This window comes from Photobacterium marinum (assembly GCF_000331515.1).
Classification (GTDB): Bacteria; Pseudomonadota; Gammaproteobacteria; order Enterobacterales; family Vibrionaceae; genus Photobacterium; species Photobacterium marinum.
Genome location: NZ_AMZO01000038.1, coordinates 100017 through 120264 on the forward strand (window position 1 = coordinate 100017; position 20248 = coordinate 120264).

Consider the following 20248-nt stretch of genomic DNA (forward strand, 5'->3'; position numbering starts at 1 on the left):
ATGAAGTTAGCCCATTGGCTGTTAGCCGGCTTGTTCGCAACGGCTTCTGTTTGTGCTCAGGATGTAAACGCACAAAATATTCAGATGCGATACAGCACTCTTTACGGAAAGCTGAAACAAAATGTGAAACAAGGCCATGACGATGTACGTATAGCTTTCTATCTTTTGAATCAAAAAGATGGCGAAGTATGTACAGTTCACAAAGGATGGATGCAGAAAGAAGAGCATTACGAAGAGCTGGTTATTCCTGCTGATGACGAGTTGGCAGTGCCGATCGACAGTAATCTTCGTCAGGCGAATCCGGACGTGACCTTTGTGATTGATGACGGTATAACTTGTGATGTCTCGATGCAGGTGATTGCCAATAAGCAATATGGTCAGTCTGTCAGCCAATCGGATGTCGCTTCTCTTGTTCCGCAAATGGACAACTTACTGTCTGATTTGGGCGGAATGTTTTCAAGTTGGTTTATGCCTGAAGTCGGTGGCGTGGTTGTCCATTTTGCTGATGGGGTGACAAAACCACTTCAAATTTCAAGCGGTAAGGCAATCAACGTAGAAAATAGAAAAGCGATAATCAAGCTGGTTGAACTTAGTCAGGGGGATGTGGTGACATTTCCTGCTGAGGCTTTGAAAGTCACGCCATGGATTCAGCGTTAATTGCGCTAAGGCTTTTCTTGGTCAATGAAGAACAAATAAAACCCGAGCAATCGCTCGGGTTTTTTCTTATCGCCAGATACATCAAAGTAACTGGTCTGTGGGGGAATCGAGTTTACTTCATGGTACAGAAGTCAGAAGAACACAGTTGATGTGTTTTTAAATCGGCGTAAGTAGACATATCCCACTTGTATATATTCTCAAAATCAGCGCTTTCCAGCGGTGGGATATAGCCGACATCATATTGGCTTAGGTAATACTTTTTAAACATCTCAAGCTTATATTGTTTGTTAAACCAGTAGGAGATCTTGGTGATTGCATTGTTAGGCAATCTGGCTTTGATACTGTCTAGCTCATTCATTGCTTTATCCGGATTAGCACCAGTGTAAGGTTGATCCTCTCCGAAGTAGATTTGACATTTGGCCTGACTACCTAAGTCGTGTGCAGCCTTCATGATTGCTTCACGTACGGTGAAGTGATCGATGTGTGAGCCGTTAGCCAGAAGAACAAACGCGGCGCAGTTGTCTTGCTTAAGTACTGGAGTAACATCAGCAGCAATGCGCTCATAAACGTCAATCTCAGCTTGTCTGAAGTCAGGGAAGGAGCCTGCGGGGCCTCCACCTGCGGTCGCTGACCCTTTATATAGACGCAGCGGAGCATCATAAAAACCTGCGGTTTTATATCGGAAGTTATCCCAACTTCCAAACATTTCAGTATGTGCACTGAAATCTTCGTTGTAGCGCATCTTCGTGACATCAAGAACTCGTTTGTTCGTTAAAACATCCAAATGGTTCGTTGTGTAGTTCGACAAGCTAAAGAACACTTCCGTCACGTTGGTTTTTTGTTTGATACTTCCCTCATTAGCTAATTTGCTGATTAAGCCGCCAAATGTCAGCAAAATATCATCGGGATGAGGGCTCAAAAAGTACAGGTTTTGCTCAGGAATAGTTGAGTAATTCTGAGCGGTGGCCAAACTTGGAGCCATGGCCAGTGAGAGCACAACTAACGATGTTTGTAATTTATTCATTATTCACAACCCCTTTATTAATTGGTTGCTACCAGCACTTCATTAATTTCTGTTTTGATATTGTCTGAATTAGTACCAAAGATTGCCTGTAAGTTATCGCCGATAACCAGAACTTCACGGGCACCTAATTTCTTGATGGTATTCACATCAGCCTGCTTGATATCGTGAAGGCTCACACGAAGGCGAGTGATACAAGCATCAACATTTTTGATATTCGTTTTACCGCCAAGTGCAGTGATCAGCTTCTCAGCAAGTTCAGAACCAATTTCTGCTACCTGAGTGATGTCGCTTTCGTCGGCTTCGCGTCCCGGAGTCATCAGATTCATCTTAGTGATCATCAGACGGAATACGGTGTAGTACATCAGAGCCCAGATTGGACCGATAACAATAAACAGCCATGCATTGCTGGACAGTGGGTAGTAGATCAGGAAGTCAATGGCACCGTGAGCAAAGGTGACGCTGTGGTGAATATCAAGTGCACTGACAAGAGCAAAGCCAAGACCGGTAAAAATACAGTGGATGACATATAGCACAGGTGCTACGAACAGGAATGAGAACTCCATAGGTTCTGTAATACCGGTTAGCCATGAAGTTAGTGCGGCAGAAGCCATAATACCACCGACAAGCGCACGCTTTTCAGGGCGGGCAGAGCGGTAGATAGCCAGACCAATCGCAGGTAGGGCCCACATAGAATACATATAACCACCAGCAAGGTTACCGGCAGTCGGGTCACCAGCCAGATAACGTTGAATTTCACCTCGGATCACATCACCGGTTTCAGGGTTAATATATTCACCGACTTCAAAGAAGAAAGGAACGTTCCATATATGGTGAAGACCGAATGGAATGAGCGAACGTTCAACAAAACCATAGATACCAAAAGCAAGTGTTGGACTCTGGTAGGCAGCCCAGTGTGAGAAGCTGTCGATCATTCCACCGATTGGTGGCCATACGTAGCTCATCACAATACCCAGAGCTATGGCGCTCAGGCCGGTAACAATAGGCACAAAGCGTTTACCGGCAAAGAACCCGAGGTATTCAGGAAGCTTAATATTATAGAAACGGCCATAAAGGACTGCGGCTATTGCACCAATAATGATACCGCCAAAAACACCGGTATTGATGGTAGGTATACCAATGACAGTAGCAGTTTCTATGCCGTGCAATTTGGCCATAACCCCCATAGTGGCGGTGAGAATTGCAAAACCGACGGTTGCAGCCAGTCCGGCAACACCATCATTATCACTCAGGCCTAACGCCACACCAATTGCAAAAATAAGCGCCAGGTTACTGAAAACCGCATCACCGGACATTGCCATAATGTTGGAAACCAAATCCGGTAGCCATGAGAAGTTGGCAGAACCAATACCTAGTAACAGACCGGCTATTGGTAATACAGCGACAGGTAGCATCAGCGACCGCCCGATTCTTTGTAGAATACCAAAGGTAGAACTGAACATAGAGATAATCCTTATATTGTTAACGATTGTTCAGTTTCAACATTAAAGGAATAAATACTCGGTAAGGTAAATTATGGTTATTCGTTTGTAATAGAATGCTTACAAAGTAAATAAAAATAGTAACTACATCTAAATACCAATAAAAAATGTTGCGATATACAAGTGAAGACCTTATAAGTTAAATCGCTCATGTTAAGAAAGGATTCGGCATGGAACAGAAAACAATATTGGTTGTGGATGACAGCGAAGAAATCAGGGATGCTTTAAGTGAGTATTTAAGTCGTTCCGGATTTAATGTTATTACTGCATCTGATGGTGATGAGATGTGGCAACATTTCAATCATCAGGAACCACACTTAATTGTGTTGGATATCATGCTTCCTGGTGATGATGGCTTAACGCTTTGCAGCAAAATAAGGTTAAGGTCACACGTTCCAATTATTATGTTAACTGCCGTTTGTGATGAGGTTGATCGTGTCGCTGGATTAGAAATTGGTGCAGATGACTATATAACGAAAACATTTAGTCCAAGGGAATTATTGGCGAGAATAAAAGCTTTGTTGCGTCGGAGTCAGTTTAGCAACAACACACCGTTTAATCGCAGGATAGGCTTTCTGAACTGGACTTTTGATACCGTCAAAAGGCAGTTAATTCATGAAACTGGCGACGCGGTTCAGCTATCTGGTGCTGATTTTTCATTGTTAAGCCTGCTATTACAGCATCCGAACAAGGTGTTCAGCCGGGATGAGATTGCTCAGTGTGTATGGGGGCGAGATGTTGAACCGATGGAGCGGGGCATCGATGTTCAGATGAGCCGTTTACGTAAACATCTTCATGATGATTCACGTTCAATAATTATTACAGTCAGAAATAAAGGCTATATGCTGGCAGTTGATTCTATTTATGAAGCATAAGTGATATAGGCGTTATGAGAAAACTTAAACCTGTTTATTTTAAGTCAATTTCATTTCGTGTCGGTGTGACATTGTTGGTTGTTATTGTTATCGCTGAATTAATTGCCGGAGCAATATGGTTTCAGGCAAATGAAGAATCAAAAAAAGAAAATATAACCAGTACAATGTTGAATATATCAAGCGCAGCATCAGAAACGTATAATTATTTTAAGTCATTACCAGTTAATTATCGACATCTTATTCTTAATCAGTTGAGAGAGGCCGGTGGTACACGCTTTTTTATTTCAATCAATAATACATATGTGCCTAATGAAAACATTGCTGGTTATAATTTCACTCACTGGTTATCAGAACTGACAGAAAAAGAACTAAAGAATAAAATGGCTTCAGCAAAAAATATCAGAGTTTCCATCACCAGAAGAGAAGACATCCGTGTATTTAATTCGGGAATTAAACTGGATGAGTTGCCTGAAATATGGACAAAATACAGCCTGGTTCTGGGTGAACTGAATTTACCGATACTGGTGATGCAAATTGAAATGTCAGACCAGGAATGGTTTTACATTGCTTCGGTTCTTCCTGTGCCTTTTTCATCTCTGTCGACACAGTTTTTGGATCAACGGCAGCTAATCTTTCTCGGTATTACATCTATTTTGCTTATGCTCGGTACCGCCTGGATCTTACAAAGAGAAATCCGGCCGGTTAAATCATTGGCTAAAGCAGCAACTTTGATGGGGTCTCAGTTGGTTGTGACTGAAATAAAGGAAGAAGGCAGCAAGGAAACTCGGGCCGCAGTGCATGCTTTTAATAAAATGAATCGTCGAGTAAGGGCGTATATCCGTGATCGTGAAATGTTGTTCAGTGCGATATCTCATGATTTAAAAACACCGCTGGCTTGCCTCAAGCTGCGAACGGAGATGCTGGATGATGACAATACAAAGAAGCGGTTTGAGAAACTGCTTAATGAAGTCGATCTTATGCTCAAAGGCGCTTTGCAGTGTATTCGCGAAACGGACATACATGAAGAATCTGAGTGGATAGATATCAGTCAGTTAATCGGAACATGTGTTGAATATTACAACCGGGAATCTCTGCGCATCACACTTAATTCTCCGCCTGAAGTTCGTTATGTAGGAAAGCCCGTCGCGATTAAGCGGTGTGTTTATAACTTGGTTGATAACGCAGTTTTATATGGTGGCAAGGTAGATATCTCAGTATCCGACTCTGACGATTGTCTGGAAATTACAATCCGTGACTATGGACCCGGTATCGAGAACAAATTACTTGAAAAGGTATTTGAACCTTATTTTAGAGCCGAACAGCTGGATGTTCACGGTTCCGGACTTGGTTTAACGATATCCCGAAGCATCGCTCGTTCTCATGGCGGCGATCTGAAACTGAATAATCATCCCTGTCAGGGGCTTGAAGCTCATTTAATTTTATCGAGAGAAGTATGAGATATGCTTTAATTGCTTTGCTTGTCGGCTGTTTATTGACAACCTATGCCGATACAACGCTGGCAAGTCAGGATGTTCATTTCCTTCATTGGTGGACATCTCAGGGGGAAGTTAAATCAGCTGAGGTGGTGAATGATGCGCTCAGTGAAGCAGATCTAAATGTTATCAATGTGCCTGTTCAGGGCGGCGGAGGTAAAACAGCCAAATCTATTTTGCAGGCAAGAGCCATCGCGGGAAATCCACCGGATATGGCTCAATTGGAAGGTCCCGCGATCAAATCATGGGCGGCTTTGGGTTTTTTGCATAACCTCGATGATGCAGCTAAACAGCAAAACTGGGATGAAAAACTATTTTCACTGGCTCGTGGAATTCATCAGCATAATGGTAACTATGTCGCAGTGCCGGTGACGCTTCACCGACTTAACTGGATGTGGGTGAATATGGACATCCTGAACCGACATAAGTTAAAAATGCCTGAAAGCTGGGAGCAGTTGATTGATGTTTTCTCTCAGTTAAAGCAAAAGGGCGTTTCGCCGTTGGCGATTGGCAATGAACCCTGGCAGATTGTTCAGTTGTTTGAAAATATCGCTTTCGGGATAGGTGGGCCGCATTATTACAGAAAGGCTTTCATTGAACTGGACCCTGATATTTTGGCCAGCTCAACAACCCATGAAGCATTAAGAAAATTCCGTCAGATCAGTACTATTGTTCTACCTGACTTATCAAAGCAAAGGTGGGAGGAAGCAACAAAGGATTTGTTAGAGGGAAGACGGGCATTTCAGATCACCGGAGACTGGGTTGCCGGTGAGTTGATGGCAATGAACGGGGAATTTCCTGACAATATTCTTTGTTCTCCGACACCATTCCAACAGTCAGGCTTTATCTACAACATGGATAGTTTTGCTTTATTCAAAAAGCCGTTGCTGACAAATGAACAGGCAAATCGGATAGCAAAGATTGTCTCTGAGCCAGATTTTCTTTATGAATTCAACCGAAGGAAAGGTTCAATTCCTGCCTACGAGAATGTTTCCCTGAAAGGTTTTAATCCTTGTGCGCTAAAAGCAAAGCTAGACTTTAAACAAGCAGAAGAATTGGGAACCCTGGTTCCAAGTATTATTGATTCGATGGCGGTCAGCCCGGTTATAGAGAAAGCAGCATCCAGCGAGTTGTACCGTTTCTTCAACGACCCGACCATGCAGCCAGATGATGTTATCGTTCATATGCAGAATATGGGGTCAAGTAATCTGAATCTTTAGGAAATCTTAGAATTGTTGTGCAAGATCTAACTCAAAAGCAGCAAATGCTGCTACATGGCTAGCAAAATGGGAATTTAAATCGTTCAATTTACGAAAACCTGATTCATCGCAAGTCATTTTAGTTTTGTGTCCCTGATACTTGGTACGCATTATCTGAGGCGAGCCTTGTACGTTATAAAGCCTCTAATTCAAAAGGGTCATCTTGATTCTCCAGACAACTGATTCACCAGATAATTAAGAGTGGGACATGGATAAATTAATTGAGAGATTTTTGCGTTACGTTAGCTTTGAAACTCAATCTAACTCATCAGTTGACCACTGCCCGAGTACTGAAGGGCAGCGCGTGCTTGCAGAACAGATCAAAAAAGAGCTTGTCGAGCTTGGGCTTAGCAGTGTAGAGCTGGATGAAAACGGCTATTTGACTGCTCGTCTGCCATCTAACATTGACTATGAAGTTCCGACAATCGGCTTCATCGCTCACATGGATACAGCGCCGGATGCATCCGGTAAAGATGTAAAACCTCAAATCGTTGAAAACTACCAGGGTGGCGATATTGCTCTTGGTGTTGGCGATGAGGTGCTATCTCCGATTCAGTATCCTGATCTGAACAAACTGCATGGTCATAACCTGATCACAACTGATGGTACAACACTGCTGGGTGCAGATAACAAAGCTGGTATCGCGGAAATTATCACAGCCATTGCTTACCTGAAAGATCACCCGGAAATTAAACACGGTGAAATTTGCATCGGTTTTACACCGGACGAAGAAATCGGTCGTGGTGCTGATTTGTTTAATGTTGAGAAATTTGGCGCTAAATGGGCATACACCATTGATGGCGGCCCGGTTGGTGAACTGGAATATGAAAACTTCAACGCATCTTCCGCTGATATTATCTGCCACGGTGTGAACGTACACCCAGGCACAGCAAAAGATAAGATGATCAACGCCATGAACATCGCAGCACAATTCCAGCTGATGATGCCTACGGAAGAAACACCTGAGTGCACAGAAGGCTATGAAGGCTTCTACCACCTTGTTGCAATGGAAGGCGGTGTTGCTAAGACTGTTCTGAACTACATCTTGCGTGATTTTGATGGCGATAGCCTAGAGCGCCGTAAAGTCTTCATGCAAGAAAAAGTAGATGAGTTGAACAGCAAGCTTGTAAAAGGCCGCGTTGAACTGAAGATCACTGACAGCTACCGCAATATGCGTGAAATGGTTGAGCCTCATCCACACATTATTGAACTGGCAAAAGAAGCAATGATTGAGTGTGATGTACAGCCAATCATCAAGCCAATCCGTGGTGGTACTGACGGTGCTCGTTTGTCATTCATGAACCTGCCTTGTCCAAACATCTTCACAGGTGGTTACAACTTCCATGGTATCCATGAGTTCATCACTGTCGAAGGTATGCAGCAGGCTGTGAAAGTGATTGTAAAAGTCGCTGAAAACACAGCGAAAAAATATCAGTAATTTCTGATTAACTGCGTAATACTTCCCATAAAGAGCCGCATTTATGCGGCTCTTTTTTATCTGTGTTGTTTACAGAAGAACAGGTAGAAGATGTAGCGATGGTATAGAATATAACAAGGATGGTTATTTATAATCATCAGTGCTAATCTTGTTCATAAATAGACAATGAAAAATGGTTGAGAGGTGCTTATGAACGCATCCCAGGCTAAACAGAATCAGCCCCAGGCCGACGCAGGTAATGTTGTGTTGCCAGTGGTGTTTAATATTCTCGATAAATGGTCATGTACACAGGCCCAACAAATGGCGGTATTGGGCTTAACCAGTCGATCGACTTTGAACAAATACCGAAGCCATCCGGAATCTGCCAAGGTGTCTAAAGATCTGTTGGAGCGAATGAGTTATATCCTGAATATCCACAAGTGCTTGCGGATATTGTTTACTTCCGACGAAAGTGTTTACAGCTGGGTTCAGAAGCCGAATTCTCATCCGTTTTTTGCCGGACGTTCAGCGATGGATGTGATGATGCAGGGTAAAGTTGTTGATTTATATCAGGTTGTTTCACGCCTTAACGCATGGCGGGGTGGGCAGTCCTGATGTCATATCCGACTCGTAAATTTGATGATCAACATTGCTATCGCCTGATCCCGTCAAAGTATCCGCCAATCAATTTATATGAAGATGTGGCGGATGCATCCCAGTTAGATGCCGTTTTTGCGATTGAAGCCCTGACCAATCCGTGACTGACTGAAGAGGTCGGTAACTTTGCCAGCGTACCGGTGGAAGAGTGTTTGGTTGGTATTCCTCATTGTAGCTATGTGATGGCTGCTTTTACCCATGTTAATCCAGATGGCGCGAGGTTTAATACTGCCGATTTTGGTGCTTATTATGCGGCGCCGGATGTACATACTGCGATTAAAGAAACGGTACATCATATGGAGCGAGTGATGGGATATACGCAAGAGCCTGCTCAGGACATCCAGATGCGGTGTATTGATGCGTGGTTCAATGCTGAGCTAACCGATATCACTGATCAAACTTATCTTGATTCAGAACTTTACCATCCAACAAATTACAGCCATTCACAGGCACTTGCCTGTTCGCTCAAGTCAGAGAAGCAGGATGGGGTGGTTTATCAATCGGTTCGCCATCAGGGCTACAATTGTTACGCATTATTCAAGCCAAATTTGGTAACCAAGGTTTGCCAATCAAAACACTATAGTTATAAATGGAACGGCAAGTCTGTGAATGCAGTATTTGAAATGCAGTTGGTATAAGTAGAAGCGAGCAAATAAAAAAACACCCTATGCCAGCTTGGTAGCATAGGGTGACTGCTAAAATAGAGGGGCTATTTTAGTTCTTTTTCAGCTTCTTTAGCTGCTTCTTCAAATTCTGGGGTGTTATCGATACGTTTGACAATGGCATTGTTCAGATGCTTCAAAATCGCTGTCACAGCATGTTCTTTAGTAACATTATCTCCTTTATCTATGGATAACTCATGCTTACCACGTAGGCCGGTTTCATCTTCTGCAATATGAAGCCAGTCTGGGTGCCAGTAAAATGATTTACCTTGTTCTGTCATCCAGTTATGGACACCACAGTTGTTACCTTTGTAGTTCAAGTCTTGAGCTTTGTACTTCATTTAGTTCCCTTTTCAAAGTCATGTATCGAATGAACTTGAACAGTATAAAAAATAGAGAAGGCTAAACTGTGACCAATCATACATAATTACAGAAAGCTGCTTTTGTGTGACATGAAAATTTGTGATGAATACAATTTTTTAATTTACGGTAATGATGAAAATATATTAAATGTCGCTATTGATTATGTCTGCTGTAATAAATGCTTGAGATTCTTGATAATAGATTTATATGGTGTCGAACTTATTGAGTATTAATGATAGGTTAGCTTACAAATAGATTATCGGATAGCGAGTGGCAGCACTCTAAAAATTGGTGGGAGATATGAACGAAAAAGCAAGGACAGATTTAGGTCTACTTTTGACCGATCAAGAAAAGTTGCTTGATGTTTTGTCGCATAACGTTCAGTGTCTGGAACAGTTTCCGGATCTTCAGACTTACTTACTGAGAGAAAAACCCGAATCAAAAGCGTTTAATAAAGCATTGAAAGAAGATAAGTTTACGAAGGATGAGGTGCTCGATCTTATCTTTGAACGATTAGACTGGATCGGTTGGGAGATCAGGTTAGAACTTAACTGTGATTTTCTGCTAAATCGTGTCGCTTCTATTGTCGGGGATGATATAAGTAAGATTGATAAATTAGGCATTAAAGATTTCGGAGCCAACAATTTATATAAACTCCTTAATATGGTTTCAGATGCGGTTCTAACCCATGAAGAAATTAAGCCTTCTTTTCCTTTCTTATCAGAAAAAGGGCATGCTAATCCATTGTTTTGGAAAAAAGCTGATATAGCTTACAGTGCATGGGTATCAGGTTATTCATCACACTGGAAATTAAATCAATACTTTAAGGACAAGTTTGATGTTGCTGTCCCACAAAGTGCTATTCGTTTTTTTAAGCAGTATGGAAACCCAATAGATTGGCTCGAATGGCGTGAATATGCCGATTATAAATCAGATTAATGATTTTTTACCAATCTAGCTGTTTTGCGTTTCTTCTAACATGACCTATAACAGAGGCTCTTTTCAGAGCCTCTGTATATTCGTATTAAAAAGAGTAAGAAAGACCTACTTTAAATTCATTTTCATTGGCCAAATTCAGTCGGCCCATATCGCTCTTGAGGTGATCAGAGTTTTTGATTGTATATTGAGCATATGGAGTAAAATCACCAATACTGTATGCGGCTTTGAATTCCCAATCGCCGTTATGTCCTTTAATTTCGTTGTCGCTATTTTTTTCGTCGAATCGATAGATGCGGCCAATATACTTAACTGACAGTTCAAGATCATCAACAATTTCATAACCAGTTCCCAACTCAAGCCGATGAGTATTTTGGCGGATATCTCCGGATGAATCTTTAAAGCCACCAAAATCATAATCGGTAAATCCACCATGCTTCGCGGTTTCGAAGCGATATCTGAACATAACATTCCATCTCGAAGTGATTTCAAGATCTGTTTGTATACCGAATTTCCATGTGTTACCTAAATCGAAAGGCTTTACGGAGTCTTTTACGTAACCGTCTGGATGAGTAAATTCGACTTGAGGGGTAATAGAAAAACCCGGCTTGATTTCAGCAGGGTAACCCACTTCGATATTGAGTTCTTTACCGAGGCCATCTCTAAATACACGCTCCAGGCTTGCATCAACGCCCCAAAAGCTTTGATTCAACTTTAGAGAAGTTTCTTTACGATTAGAATGGCTGGCTTCAACAACCGTGTTAAAGTCATCGGCAGCAAAAGCACTACTTGCCACAGCAGAGATTAAAGTAGCAATCACGACTTTATTAATTTTCATGTTTAACTCCAATAAATGAAGCGTTCCTTGCAATATTATCCGTATTGAATTACGCAGTCCTTAAGGCTCCTAAGGCTGTAAGAGCCTGTTTCTTTGTATAAAAAGGCATGCGTTCTGATGGATGTGCTTAGTGATGCACTCCAGAAGACGAGGGCATAGTATGAGGTGTGTTATTTCAGGTCGTTTCTAATGTGTTTGGAAGTCTTTGGAAATCATTAAAAATGATTTGATGGCATGATAAATTGGAGTATCAACAGTGAATAAAAAAACAGCAAAAGCTGGTTTTTCTTGGAATATGTAGAACCGCTTATAGCTAGCGTTCAACAAGGTGTTTTTTAAAATACTCTGGGTTCAACTTTTTACCGGTTGCTCTAACGAGTAACTGAGCTGTAGAAACTGTCGATGCTTTTTCCAGATGTGCCAGTCTAAATAACCGTCCATAATTGTTGGTCATTACACTGTACGCATTGTCCTGTAATGCATCCTTTAAAATATCAGCTTGAAGTTTTGCGCAGTAAATAATCAACAGGGTGAATGGTGTATGGAAAATGACCTAAATGCCTTCGCATATAGTATTCTCAGTACCAGTAATTCCATCTGGGCATAATCTGTATCAATACATTTCATGACAGAAATAATTTTATATATCTTTTAAACTCCCGCAATAATTATACGGTGTTCACTAATGGCGCACCCTCCTTGCATCACAATATTATTCCGGTTGAGTTGAATCATGACAAAAAAACTGTTGTTACCTTTATGTATTGCTGTTGGGCTCTCGGCATGTGGCGGGGGCGGAAGCTCTACTTCTTCATCGCCAGCAGTTCAGGATAAAGGGAATTATCTTGCAGTTACTCCTACGATAAAGCAGGGGGTTGGCGTGACTCTTGATTGGAACCAGGTTCGTGGTGCCGATTACTATAAATTGTTGCGTTATCGAGGAACCAGTTTACGTTTGACCAGTGAAGAAGTGGCTTCGCACCTTACAGGAACTTCGATGAAGTTGGATCTTGACCTGGTCGATATGGATGCTGCGACGGCTGATTATGAGCTGCTTGCATGTGATCGCTCTAATTATTGTTTTGTTCAGTCGGCAAAATTCCGTCTGAAAAATCTGGAGCAAACTGTTGGCCGGGTAAAAACTCACATTAGTCGTTATGACTCGGACAATGTACGGTTTGGTAAAGCTGTTGCATGGCAGCAAGATTACCTAGTTATCAATACCGTTGATGATTCTAAAGGGATTGCTGAGATTTATTCTGCTCAAGCAGATGGTCAATACCAAGTAGATAAAAGCTTATGGCAGAAAACATATCTAAGAACAGCTGATGCTCATACAACACGAGCCAATCAAATTGTGACAGCAGGTAGAAGCTTTGATGATTTCTTCCTTGCTGCAGCAACGGAACCGACTGAGTCTGGAAAAACTGAGGCTTTTGTTCATATGGCGAAAGCCATGGATATACAGAATAATGGTCAGACAGAGCGTTGGCTTCAGGGCCATACCGCACCACGTGGACCTGTAGCTGACAGCTATGGTGCAGCGTTAGCCAGTTCTGGCGAGGATGGGGGCATGATTGTAATGGGCCACCCGACAAAAAACACCAGTGGCGAAGTTTCGTTTTACAACTTTAAAGCTCTGCACTTCCCGGCCGCGCCAGATAACGCGATGAAGACGATCCCGGCTCCTAGTCAGTTTACGATCAAACGCCCTGACGGTTTGGCAGTGGATGCACAATTTGGTGCCAGTGTTGCCATCGCTAAGGATGAAGTGATGGTTATTGGTGCGCCGATGGACTCGTTACTAAAGGGGACTGCGAGTGAGATTGCCCATGGTGGCGCAGTTTATGTGTATCGTAAGGCGCTATCCCCAAGGAACTATAATGAAATGTGGCAGCTTGAGGCAACACTGAGCTTGCCAGATGGTTACACAAAGGAGAACAGCGGTTTTGGTAGCTCTGTAGTGATTAATAAGCAAGCGAACCTGATTTTGGTGGGCGCACCGGGCATAGACCGCGTACTGACTTATAAATATGATGAGCAGCGAGGCTTTTGGTCCAAAATTGATGACATTTCTCCGGTAAAAGCATCCGCGGGACAAAAATTCGGCAGCCAGTTGGCGCTCAGTGATAAAGGTTTTCTTGCTGTTTCGGCTCCGTTAGCACCATGGCGCGGCTTTGGTTTCCATACCAGTGCAGATACTTTGGAGCGAGGTGGCGATCTTGATGGTGCTGTCTATATTTACCGTTTGAACAATTACGGTAATCGAGATTATGTTTCGGAAGGTGCAATCACTGGTGATAGTGTTTCTGGTGTGAAGGAAGAATTTGGTGCTTCATTGAAATTCAAACCTGGCACGAATACTTTGGCGGTAGGTGCGCCAGGCCATCCGTCAGATCCTGAACTGGACTGGAGTGACCGTTCATGGCCTAAGGCTGGCGCAGTTTATATTTTTTGATCTAGCGACAGTTATGTTGATTCTTACTTAAGAGCAGTAAAAACCGGTAGGCACTTGCCGGTTTTTTTATGCCTTTCGCATTGTTGTATTCGATGTTACGACCAATCTAATTGAACAGTCCTTGTTCCCTAATTATTACCTCACCTTCTGTTAGCTCGATAAACCATTCAAGCTGCAAGTAAGCAAAAGTGGAGGCAGACTATGTGTCTGGAAAGTTAAAGAACAATCACCGGAACGACTATGTTAGATCATAAGCTCTACATATATTTGTCCCAAAGTGTGCAAGTGAAGGGTAATGTAAGGCTTCTAGCAATTCAGTGTTAGTCCCATAAAATCAGTATATTAATACTAAATAAGTGATTGAAGACAGGATGAAGAACAGAGGAGGAAGCAAGGCTGAAACTAATCGGCCTTGCGTTGTGTTTATTTCAGATAGCGATCGATAAGGTGCTGCTTGAAGTACTCTGGGTTTAACTTTTCTCCGGTTGCTTCAATGAGCAACTGATCTGTAGAAACTGTTGATGCTTTTTTCCAGATGTGTCGATCTAGCCAGTTGAAAATCGGTGACAGGTTGCGGGCATGGATCAGGTTTTCGATATTCATTTCCCGGCGCATTGCTGCCATAAACTGCGCTGCGTACATGGCACCTATTGTATAAGACGGAAAATATCCGAAACTTCCATCAGTCCAGTGGATGTCCTGCATACAGCCATCGGTATGGTTGCATCGTGTTGTCAGGCCAAGGTATTCAGTCATTTTTTTGTCCCAGAGTTCCGGGATGTCTTCAACCTCGATATGACCTTCAACTAAATCACGCTCGATTTCGTACCGTAGAATGATATGGGCAGGGTATGTCACCTCGTCGGCATCAACGCGAATATAATCAGGTGTTACGCGAGTATTAAATAATGCCAGGTTTTCACTGGTTAGTGCTGCATCGTCACGACGGCTGAATGCATCACTCGCCAGTGGAGCCAAGATATCGAGAAAAGCTTTGCTGCGTGAAAGCTGCATTTCAAAGAACAGGCTCTGTGATTCATGAATACCCATTGATCGCGCTTCGCCTGCTGGTAGGCCACGCCACTTGGCTGGCAGACCTTGTTCATAACGTGCATGGCCAGTTTCGTGGATTACGCCTAACAATGCAGACGTGAAATCTGCTTCATCATATCTGGTTGTTATCCGGACGTCAGTCGATACGCCACCGCAAAATGGATGTATACTTACATCCAGTCGACCGTGGTTAAAATCAAAGCCGAGTTTACTCATCACTTCAAGGCTTAGTGATTTTTGCTGTTCAATCGGGAACGGGCCAACCGGGGTGATCACGTCTTCAGTTGCTTGCTTTTCCTGAACCTGTCGGATCAGACTTGGTAGCCAGGACTTTACATCATTAAAAATTCTGTCGAGTTGCTTGGTGGTCATGCCCGGCTCATAGATATCCAGTAGGGCGTCATATCGACTCAAGCCAGTTGCTTCTGCTCGAATTTGTGCCTCGTGCCGAGACAGTTCAACCACTTCTTTTAAATTCTTGCTGAATGAGTGCCAGTCATTTTCATGGCGTTGGCTGCGCCATGCATGTTCACATTTAGAGCCAGCCAGCGATTGTGATTCAACCAGTTCGGCAGGTAGCAGGGTGTTCATCTGCCATTCTCGCTTCATTTCTTTCAGGCTGACGCGCTGTTCGTTATCGAGTTGCTCTGCTTCTGCTTTTTCGAACCATTCTTTGAGGTGGGGAGCTGTTGCCAGTTCATGTTGCATCACTGCCAGTTCAGCTAATGCTTCAGAACGAGCCTCGTTACCGCCTTCTGGCATCATTGATGCCTGGTCCCAACTGCAGATCGCGTTGAGGTGTGAAAGTTTAGAAAGCTTTCTATGATGTTGTGCTAGTTTTTTGTAGAAATTCATTACCTATCCTCATGCTAACGGACCCCTGGTAGTTATATTCACTGTGTAATTCCTTCGGATAGCATAAAAGGTTTCACTCCATTAACAAATACATGTGACATAAAAAGACAATTTCACTTGAAAATTCCAGTGTTTAAGTTTTTTACAGCCAAATATATTCGAGAGATAACAATACGCAAATAATTACAAATGTGCTCAATATGCAAAAGCGTGATAACAAACCTTGAGATGAGTTGCAAAACAGCTGAAAAGTCGAGAGATTTCTGGAAAAAGGCTATATCCATGATAGTGTCTTTAAATATGGCGAAGTGGCTGTGAAATGTTTGGATTCAGCAGGCAACTACGGCGATTTTTGTAACGAAATTTGCATTATCGTAAGACTTCATTAAGGCCACAAGCATAAGAAAAACTCTTCGTTATACTGCTGGTTCCATCAAAGAGGGCTGGTTACATCATTATGCAAAAGAGTTCTGCTTTACGTGCTTTATTGGCAGGAGCTGCCTTGTTTTCTTTATCAGCTTTTGCCGCTCCAACTATTATTCCAGATCCGCCTGTTCTCGGTGCCAAAGGCTATGTCCTTATGGATTATCATACTGGTCATATTCTGGTTGAGAAAAATGCCCATCAAAGACTTAATCCCGCAAGCCTGACAAAGCTGATGACCAGTTATGTTGCCGGTCAAGAGATGAAGAGCGGCAATATTAGCGAAGATGATGTTGTGGTGATTAGCCGTAATGCCTGGGCTAGGAATTTTCCTGATTCGTCCAAAATGTTTATTGAGGTTAATACCGAAGTAAACATGATGGATTTGTATCGAGGCTTGATTGTTCAGTCGGGAAATGATGCCAGCGTGGCAATTGCTGAACACGTAGCTGGCTCAGAGTCAGCTTTTGTCAGCCTGATGAACTCGTGGGCGAAAAAACTCGACATGAAAGACAGTTCGTTTGCTAATGCACATGGGCTGGATAATAACTCTCTCTATTCAACGCCTTATGATATTGCTCTATTAGGTAAGGCTCTGATAAGGGATTTACCGGATATTTATTCTTTATATAAAGAGCGCTCCTTTACGTATAACAATATCACCCAACGAAATCGAAACGGTTTGCTGGCAGATAGGAGCTTAAACGTTGACGGCATGAAAACCGGTTATACCAGCGGTGCCGGATATAGCTTAGCTAGTTCAGCAACACAAGGAGACATGCGATTAATTTCGGTTGTAATGGGAGCCTCCAGTACAAAAAGTAGGGAATCTGAAAGTAAACAACTGCTAAACTATGGTTTCCGTTTCTATCAGACAGTGTCTCCACATCAAAAAGGTGAAGAAGTACTGGAAGAGCGTATATGGATGGGTAATACAGACAGTATCGCGCTAGGTACACAAGACGCCTCTTATGTGACATTGTCACGCAATGATGTAAAGAAAATGACGGCTAGCGTTGAACTTGAGAGTGAGCTGATGGCGCCTGTAAGTCAGGGGGATGTCGTCGGTAAGATCATATATCAGGTTGATGGCAATGAGATTGCCAGCGTTCCTTTAGTTGCATTGGAAAACGTGCAGGAAGGGGGAGTTTTCAGCAGATTGATAGATTACATTAAGCTGTTCTTCATCGGTTTATTTAAGTAAATCATAATCAAATAAGAAAGAGCCGCATGATACGGCTTTTTCTATTGTTGTGAACTATTAGTAGCGGAAAAACAGTCAGAACACGGTAAGTATTGGCCCAATACATCGCATTATTTAATGGTTACTTTTTCTATCATGATGGCTTCACAAGGTACGTCATCATGACCGAATTTAGACGTTGTTTTCACTTTAGCAATGGCATTCACAACATCCATTCCAGCAATGACTTTACCAAAAACGGCATAGCCCCAGCCCATGTTGGTAGTTGCGGTATGATCAAGGAAGTCATTATCATCTAAGTTAATGAAAAATTGCGCCGTTGCTGAATGAGGGGCATCAGTCCGCGCCATTGCGATTGTGCCGACTACGTTTTTCAGCCCACGATTGGCTTCATTGACAATAGGTGCTCGTGTCGGCTTTTCTTCCATGTCTGCGGTATGACCACCGCCTTGAATCATAAAGCCGTTGATAACGCGGTGGAAAATAGTTCCTTCATAGAAACCTTCCTGACAATACGTCAAGAAATTTTTAGAGCTGACAGGTGCTTTATCCTTGTTCAGTTCGATCTCGATATCGCCCAAGTTAGTGGTGAAAATAATCATCTGTTTTGTCACTTTATTGGTATGTGAAGCAGGAAATAAATCAGTTGTATACAACGGCCATCATTTACATTCAAATTAAAAAGAGCCGCATTGTGCGGCTCTTTTACGTTTCAGATGAGATGCTTAGTTTACCTGCACAACGTTAAGTTGTTCGCCTGGATCAAACTCTGCAACATCTTCAGAAGAAACTGGTGCAGTAGGGATCTCTTGCTTATCAAATGCGATGTCACCGCCATCGATAGCGCCTGAATCTTTGTTGATGCTCTTAAAGTCGAATAGATCGAAGTCAGCAAGGTGAGACGGAACGACGTTTTGCATTGCAGTAAACATTGTTTCGATACGACCCGGGTAACGCTTATCCCATTCACGCAGCATTTCTTTGATAACCTGACGCTGAAGGTTAGGCTGAGAGCCACACAGGTTACATGGGATGATAGGGAAGTTTTTCATCTCGCTGAAGCGTTCAATATCTTTCTCACGGCAGTATGCCAGAGGACGGATAACAACATGCTCGCCGTTATCAGAAACCAGCTTAGGTGGCATGCCTTTCATTTTGCCGCCGTAGAACATGTTCAGGAACAGTGTTTCCAGCATGTCGTCACGGTGGTGACCAAGCGCGATTTTAGTTGCGCCGATTTCTTTCGCAGTACGATACAGAATACCGCGACGAAGGCGAGAACACAGCGAACAGGTTGTTTTACCTTCAGGGATTTTCTCTTTAACGATAGAGTAAGTATCTTCGTTAACGATTTTGTACTCGATACCCAGAGACTCAAGGTACTCAGGAAGCACGTGCTCAGGGAAACCTGGCTGCTTCTGGTCAAGGTTTACAGCAATCAGCTCAAAGTTAACAGGCGCACTGCGCTGCAAGCTGCACAGAATCTCCAGCATGGTGTAGCTATCTTTACCGCCTGACAGGCAAACCATGATACGGTCGCCATCTTCGATCATGTTGAAATCGGCAATGGCGTTACCTACGTTCCGGCGTAGTTTTTTCTGCAGCTTATTAAAGTTGTATTGCTGAGCCTTGGTTAGCTCTTGAGTTTCGCTCATTCTCTGTCTCTCTTTGAAAAATGGGATACGACTACGTTGGTTGATACGGGTCTTTGAAATACACCGTTTTTTCTACTCTTGCAGTCCCATTTGTTCAGGAAAAGTTGTTGCTTCCTCTGTCGGTGTGCCCGGCAGAAAGTTCGTGGCGTGTAATGATACGGATTCAAGCCGCAGATACTAGTACCTTTTTAGATAAACTTGTCGGTTTTAGTGAAAAAGCAGGCGGAGCTTTGATTTGAGTATAAATTAGTGTGGGAAATAAGCATGATCACCGTCTTTTCTTTGTGTGATGTTTTACAATGAAGTTCACAAGTTAATAAAAAGCACTAAAGTACTTCTGGCTCTTCAAATGAACACTGTTTATCAGCTATAATTCAAAGGTTTATTATTCGTATTAGATAAGGGTATAACATGGCGTTCTCTGGTTGGACTAAGGTGTTGGTTCTGGGGTTGGTGACAGCGTCACTTGTTGGTTGTTCTGCAAATCAATCAAGAAGCCTTGGAATGCGCAGTAGTACGGTGAAATCTTCTCCGCAGCGTATGTCTAATGTAGAGCTGTGTGAAACATACCTTTATGGTCGCAAGGCAAAACACTCCCGCTTTGCTATTTCCAGTGAGTATCGCCGCCGCGGTCTGAGCAAAAATTATTGTTCCAAAGCAAATGATGAATACTATTTGGCGACCATGGTAAAGAAACTGGTAAAAGCGGAAGAGAAGAAAAGCAAGAAGTGAAGCTAGCTGGTAATTATGTCTAGTCCTAAAATAGGTTGACGCTTTTTTTATGAAGCCAGTAGGTAATCCCTGCTGGCTTTTTCATGCACTTCACTCGGGGTTTTCATCCCCAAGCTCATATGCGGCTTTAAGTCGTTATATATTGATATCGATTCTTTCACTAACACCATGAGCTCCTTCATCGTATT

19 protein-coding genes and 1 pseudogene are annotated in these 20248 nt (G+C 42.7%); 12 read left to right on the top strand and 8 right to left on the bottom strand.

What is annotated here, in order from left to right:
* Positions 1-657 carry a DUF2987 domain-containing protein gene (locus tag C942_RS22030; protein WP_007470515.1) on the top strand — a complete coding sequence of 219 codons (657 nt, stop codon included), beginning with the start codon at positions 1-3 and terminating at the stop codon, positions 655-657.
* 112 nt (positions 658-769) lie between these two features.
* On the opposite strand, the gene C942_RS22035 is transcribed toward C942_RS22030, so the two are convergent.
* Positions 770-1681 (bottom strand): PIG-L family deacetylase, encoded by a 912-nt coding sequence (locus C942_RS22035; protein ID WP_007470517.1) that lies wholly within the window; start codon positions 1679-1681, stop codon positions 770-772.
* Between the two features lie 17 nt (positions 1682-1698).
* Positions 1699-3141 carry a glucose-specific PTS transporter subunit IIBC gene (gene ptsG / locus C942_RS22040; protein WP_007470519.1) on the bottom strand — a complete coding sequence of 481 codons (1443 nt, stop codon included), beginning with the start codon at positions 3139-3141 and terminating at the stop codon, positions 1699-1701.
* Positions 3142-3350: 209 nt separating this feature from the next.
* Between ptsG and C942_RS22045 the strand changes: the two genes are divergently transcribed.
* From C942_RS22045 to C942_RS22070, 7 genes are all read left to right on the top strand, one after another.
* The gene (locus C942_RS22045) at positions 3351-4055 is read left to right on the top strand and encodes a response regulator transcription factor (RefSeq protein WP_007470521.1); all 705 of its coding nucleotides are present in this window, start codon (positions 3351-3353) and stop codon (positions 4053-4055) included.
* Positions 4056-4069: 14 nt separating this feature from the next.
* On the top strand, positions 4070-5512 hold the full coding sequence (locus C942_RS22050) for a HAMP domain-containing sensor histidine kinase (RefSeq protein WP_007470523.1): 1443 nt from the start codon (positions 4070-4072) through the stop codon (positions 5510-5512).
* The gene (locus tag C942_RS22055; RefSeq protein WP_007470525.1) at positions 5509-6768 is read left to right on the top strand and encodes an ABC transporter substrate-binding protein; all 1260 of its coding nucleotides are present in this window, start codon (positions 5509-5511) and stop codon (positions 6766-6768) included. The genes C942_RS22050 and C942_RS22055 overlap by 4 nt, the downstream gene beginning before the upstream one ends.
* A gap of 247 nt (positions 6769-7015) precedes the next feature.
* On the top strand, positions 7016-8245 hold the full coding sequence (pepT, locus tag C942_RS22060; protein WP_007470527.1) for a peptidase T: 1230 nt from the start codon (positions 7016-7018) through the stop codon (positions 8243-8245).
* A 189-nt stretch (positions 8246-8434) separates the two neighbouring features.
* Positions 8435-8839, top strand: coding sequence for an MbcA/ParS/Xre antitoxin family protein (locus C942_RS22065; protein ID WP_007470529.1), 405 nt, complete (start codon positions 8435-8437; stop codon positions 8837-8839).
* Entirely contained in the window at positions 8839-8985 is a 147-nt protein-coding gene (locus C942_RS25545; protein ID WP_232428209.1) for a hypothetical protein, read from the top strand. Before C942_RS22065 ends, C942_RS25545 begins: the two co-directional genes overlap by 1 nt.
* Positions 8986-9033: 48 nt before the next feature.
* Positions 9034-9519 carry an RES family NAD+ phosphorylase gene (locus tag C942_RS22070; RefSeq protein ID WP_232428210.1) on the top strand — a complete coding sequence of 162 codons (486 nt, stop codon included), beginning with the start codon at positions 9034-9036 and terminating at the stop codon, positions 9517-9519.
* Between the two features lie 71 nt (positions 9520-9590).
* Here the strand turns inward: C942_RS22070 and C942_RS22075 are convergent, their stop codons facing one another.
* Positions 9591-9884, bottom strand: coding sequence for a hypothetical protein (locus C942_RS22075; protein ID WP_007470531.1), 294 nt, complete (start codon positions 9882-9884; stop codon positions 9591-9593).
* A 322-nt stretch (positions 9885-10206) separates the two neighbouring features.
* Between C942_RS22075 and C942_RS22080 the strand changes: the two genes are divergently transcribed.
* A complete protein-coding gene (locus tag C942_RS22080) occupies positions 10207-10845 on the top strand; it encodes a hypothetical protein (protein ID WP_007470533.1) in 639 nt (212 codons plus the stop codon).
* 85 nt (positions 10846-10930) lie between these two features.
* On the opposite strand, the gene C942_RS22085 is transcribed toward C942_RS22080, so the two are convergent.
* On the bottom strand, positions 10931-11680 hold the full coding sequence (locus C942_RS22085; RefSeq protein ID WP_007470534.1) for an oligogalacturonate-specific porin KdgM family protein: 750 nt from the start codon (positions 11678-11680) through the stop codon (positions 10931-10933).
* Between the two features lie 733 nt (positions 11681-12413).
* Here C942_RS22085 and C942_RS22090 point away from each other — a divergent pair.
* A complete protein-coding gene (locus tag C942_RS22090) occupies positions 12414-14138 on the top strand; it encodes a hypothetical protein (RefSeq protein WP_007470537.1) in 1725 nt (574 codons plus the stop codon).
* A 423-nt stretch (positions 14139-14561) separates the two neighbouring features.
* Here the strand turns inward: C942_RS22090 and C942_RS22095 are convergent, their stop codons facing one another.
* Positions 14562-16046 (bottom strand): carboxypeptidase M32, encoded by a 1485-nt coding sequence (locus C942_RS22095; RefSeq protein ID WP_007470538.1) that lies wholly within the window; start codon positions 16044-16046, stop codon positions 14562-14564.
* A gap of 457 nt (positions 16047-16503) precedes the next feature.
* Between C942_RS22095 and C942_RS22100 the strand changes: the two genes are divergently transcribed.
* Entirely contained in the window at positions 16504-17673 is a 1170-nt protein-coding gene (locus tag C942_RS22100; RefSeq protein WP_036801478.1) for a D-alanyl-D-alanine carboxypeptidase family protein, read from the top strand.
* A 110-nt stretch (positions 17674-17783) separates the two neighbouring features.
* On the opposite strand, the gene C942_RS22105 is transcribed toward C942_RS22100, so the two are convergent.
* Together C942_RS22105 and ttcA are read right to left on the bottom strand one after the other, a co-directional pair.
* On the bottom strand, positions 17784-18275 hold the full coding sequence (locus C942_RS22105; RefSeq protein ID WP_036801479.1) for a peptidylprolyl isomerase: 492 nt from the start codon (positions 18273-18275) through the stop codon (positions 17784-17786).
* 123 nt (positions 18276-18398) lie between these two features.
* Positions 18399-19328 carry a tRNA 2-thiocytidine(32) synthetase TtcA gene (gene ttcA, locus C942_RS22110; RefSeq protein WP_007470543.1) on the bottom strand — a complete coding sequence of 310 codons (930 nt, stop codon included), beginning with the start codon at positions 19326-19328 and terminating at the stop codon, positions 18399-18401.
* 411 nt (positions 19329-19739) lie between these two features.
* Between ttcA and C942_RS22115 the strand changes: the two genes are divergently transcribed.
* Positions 19740-20060, top strand: coding sequence for a hypothetical protein (locus tag C942_RS22115; RefSeq protein ID WP_036801480.1), 321 nt, complete (start codon positions 19740-19742; stop codon positions 20058-20060).
* Positions 20061-20107: 47 nt separating this feature from the next.
* On the opposite strand, the pseudogene C942_RS24825 reads toward C942_RS22115, so the two are convergent.
* Positions 20108-20248 (bottom strand): annotated as a pseudogene (locus tag C942_RS24825) (IS3 family transposase); the annotation flags it as partial.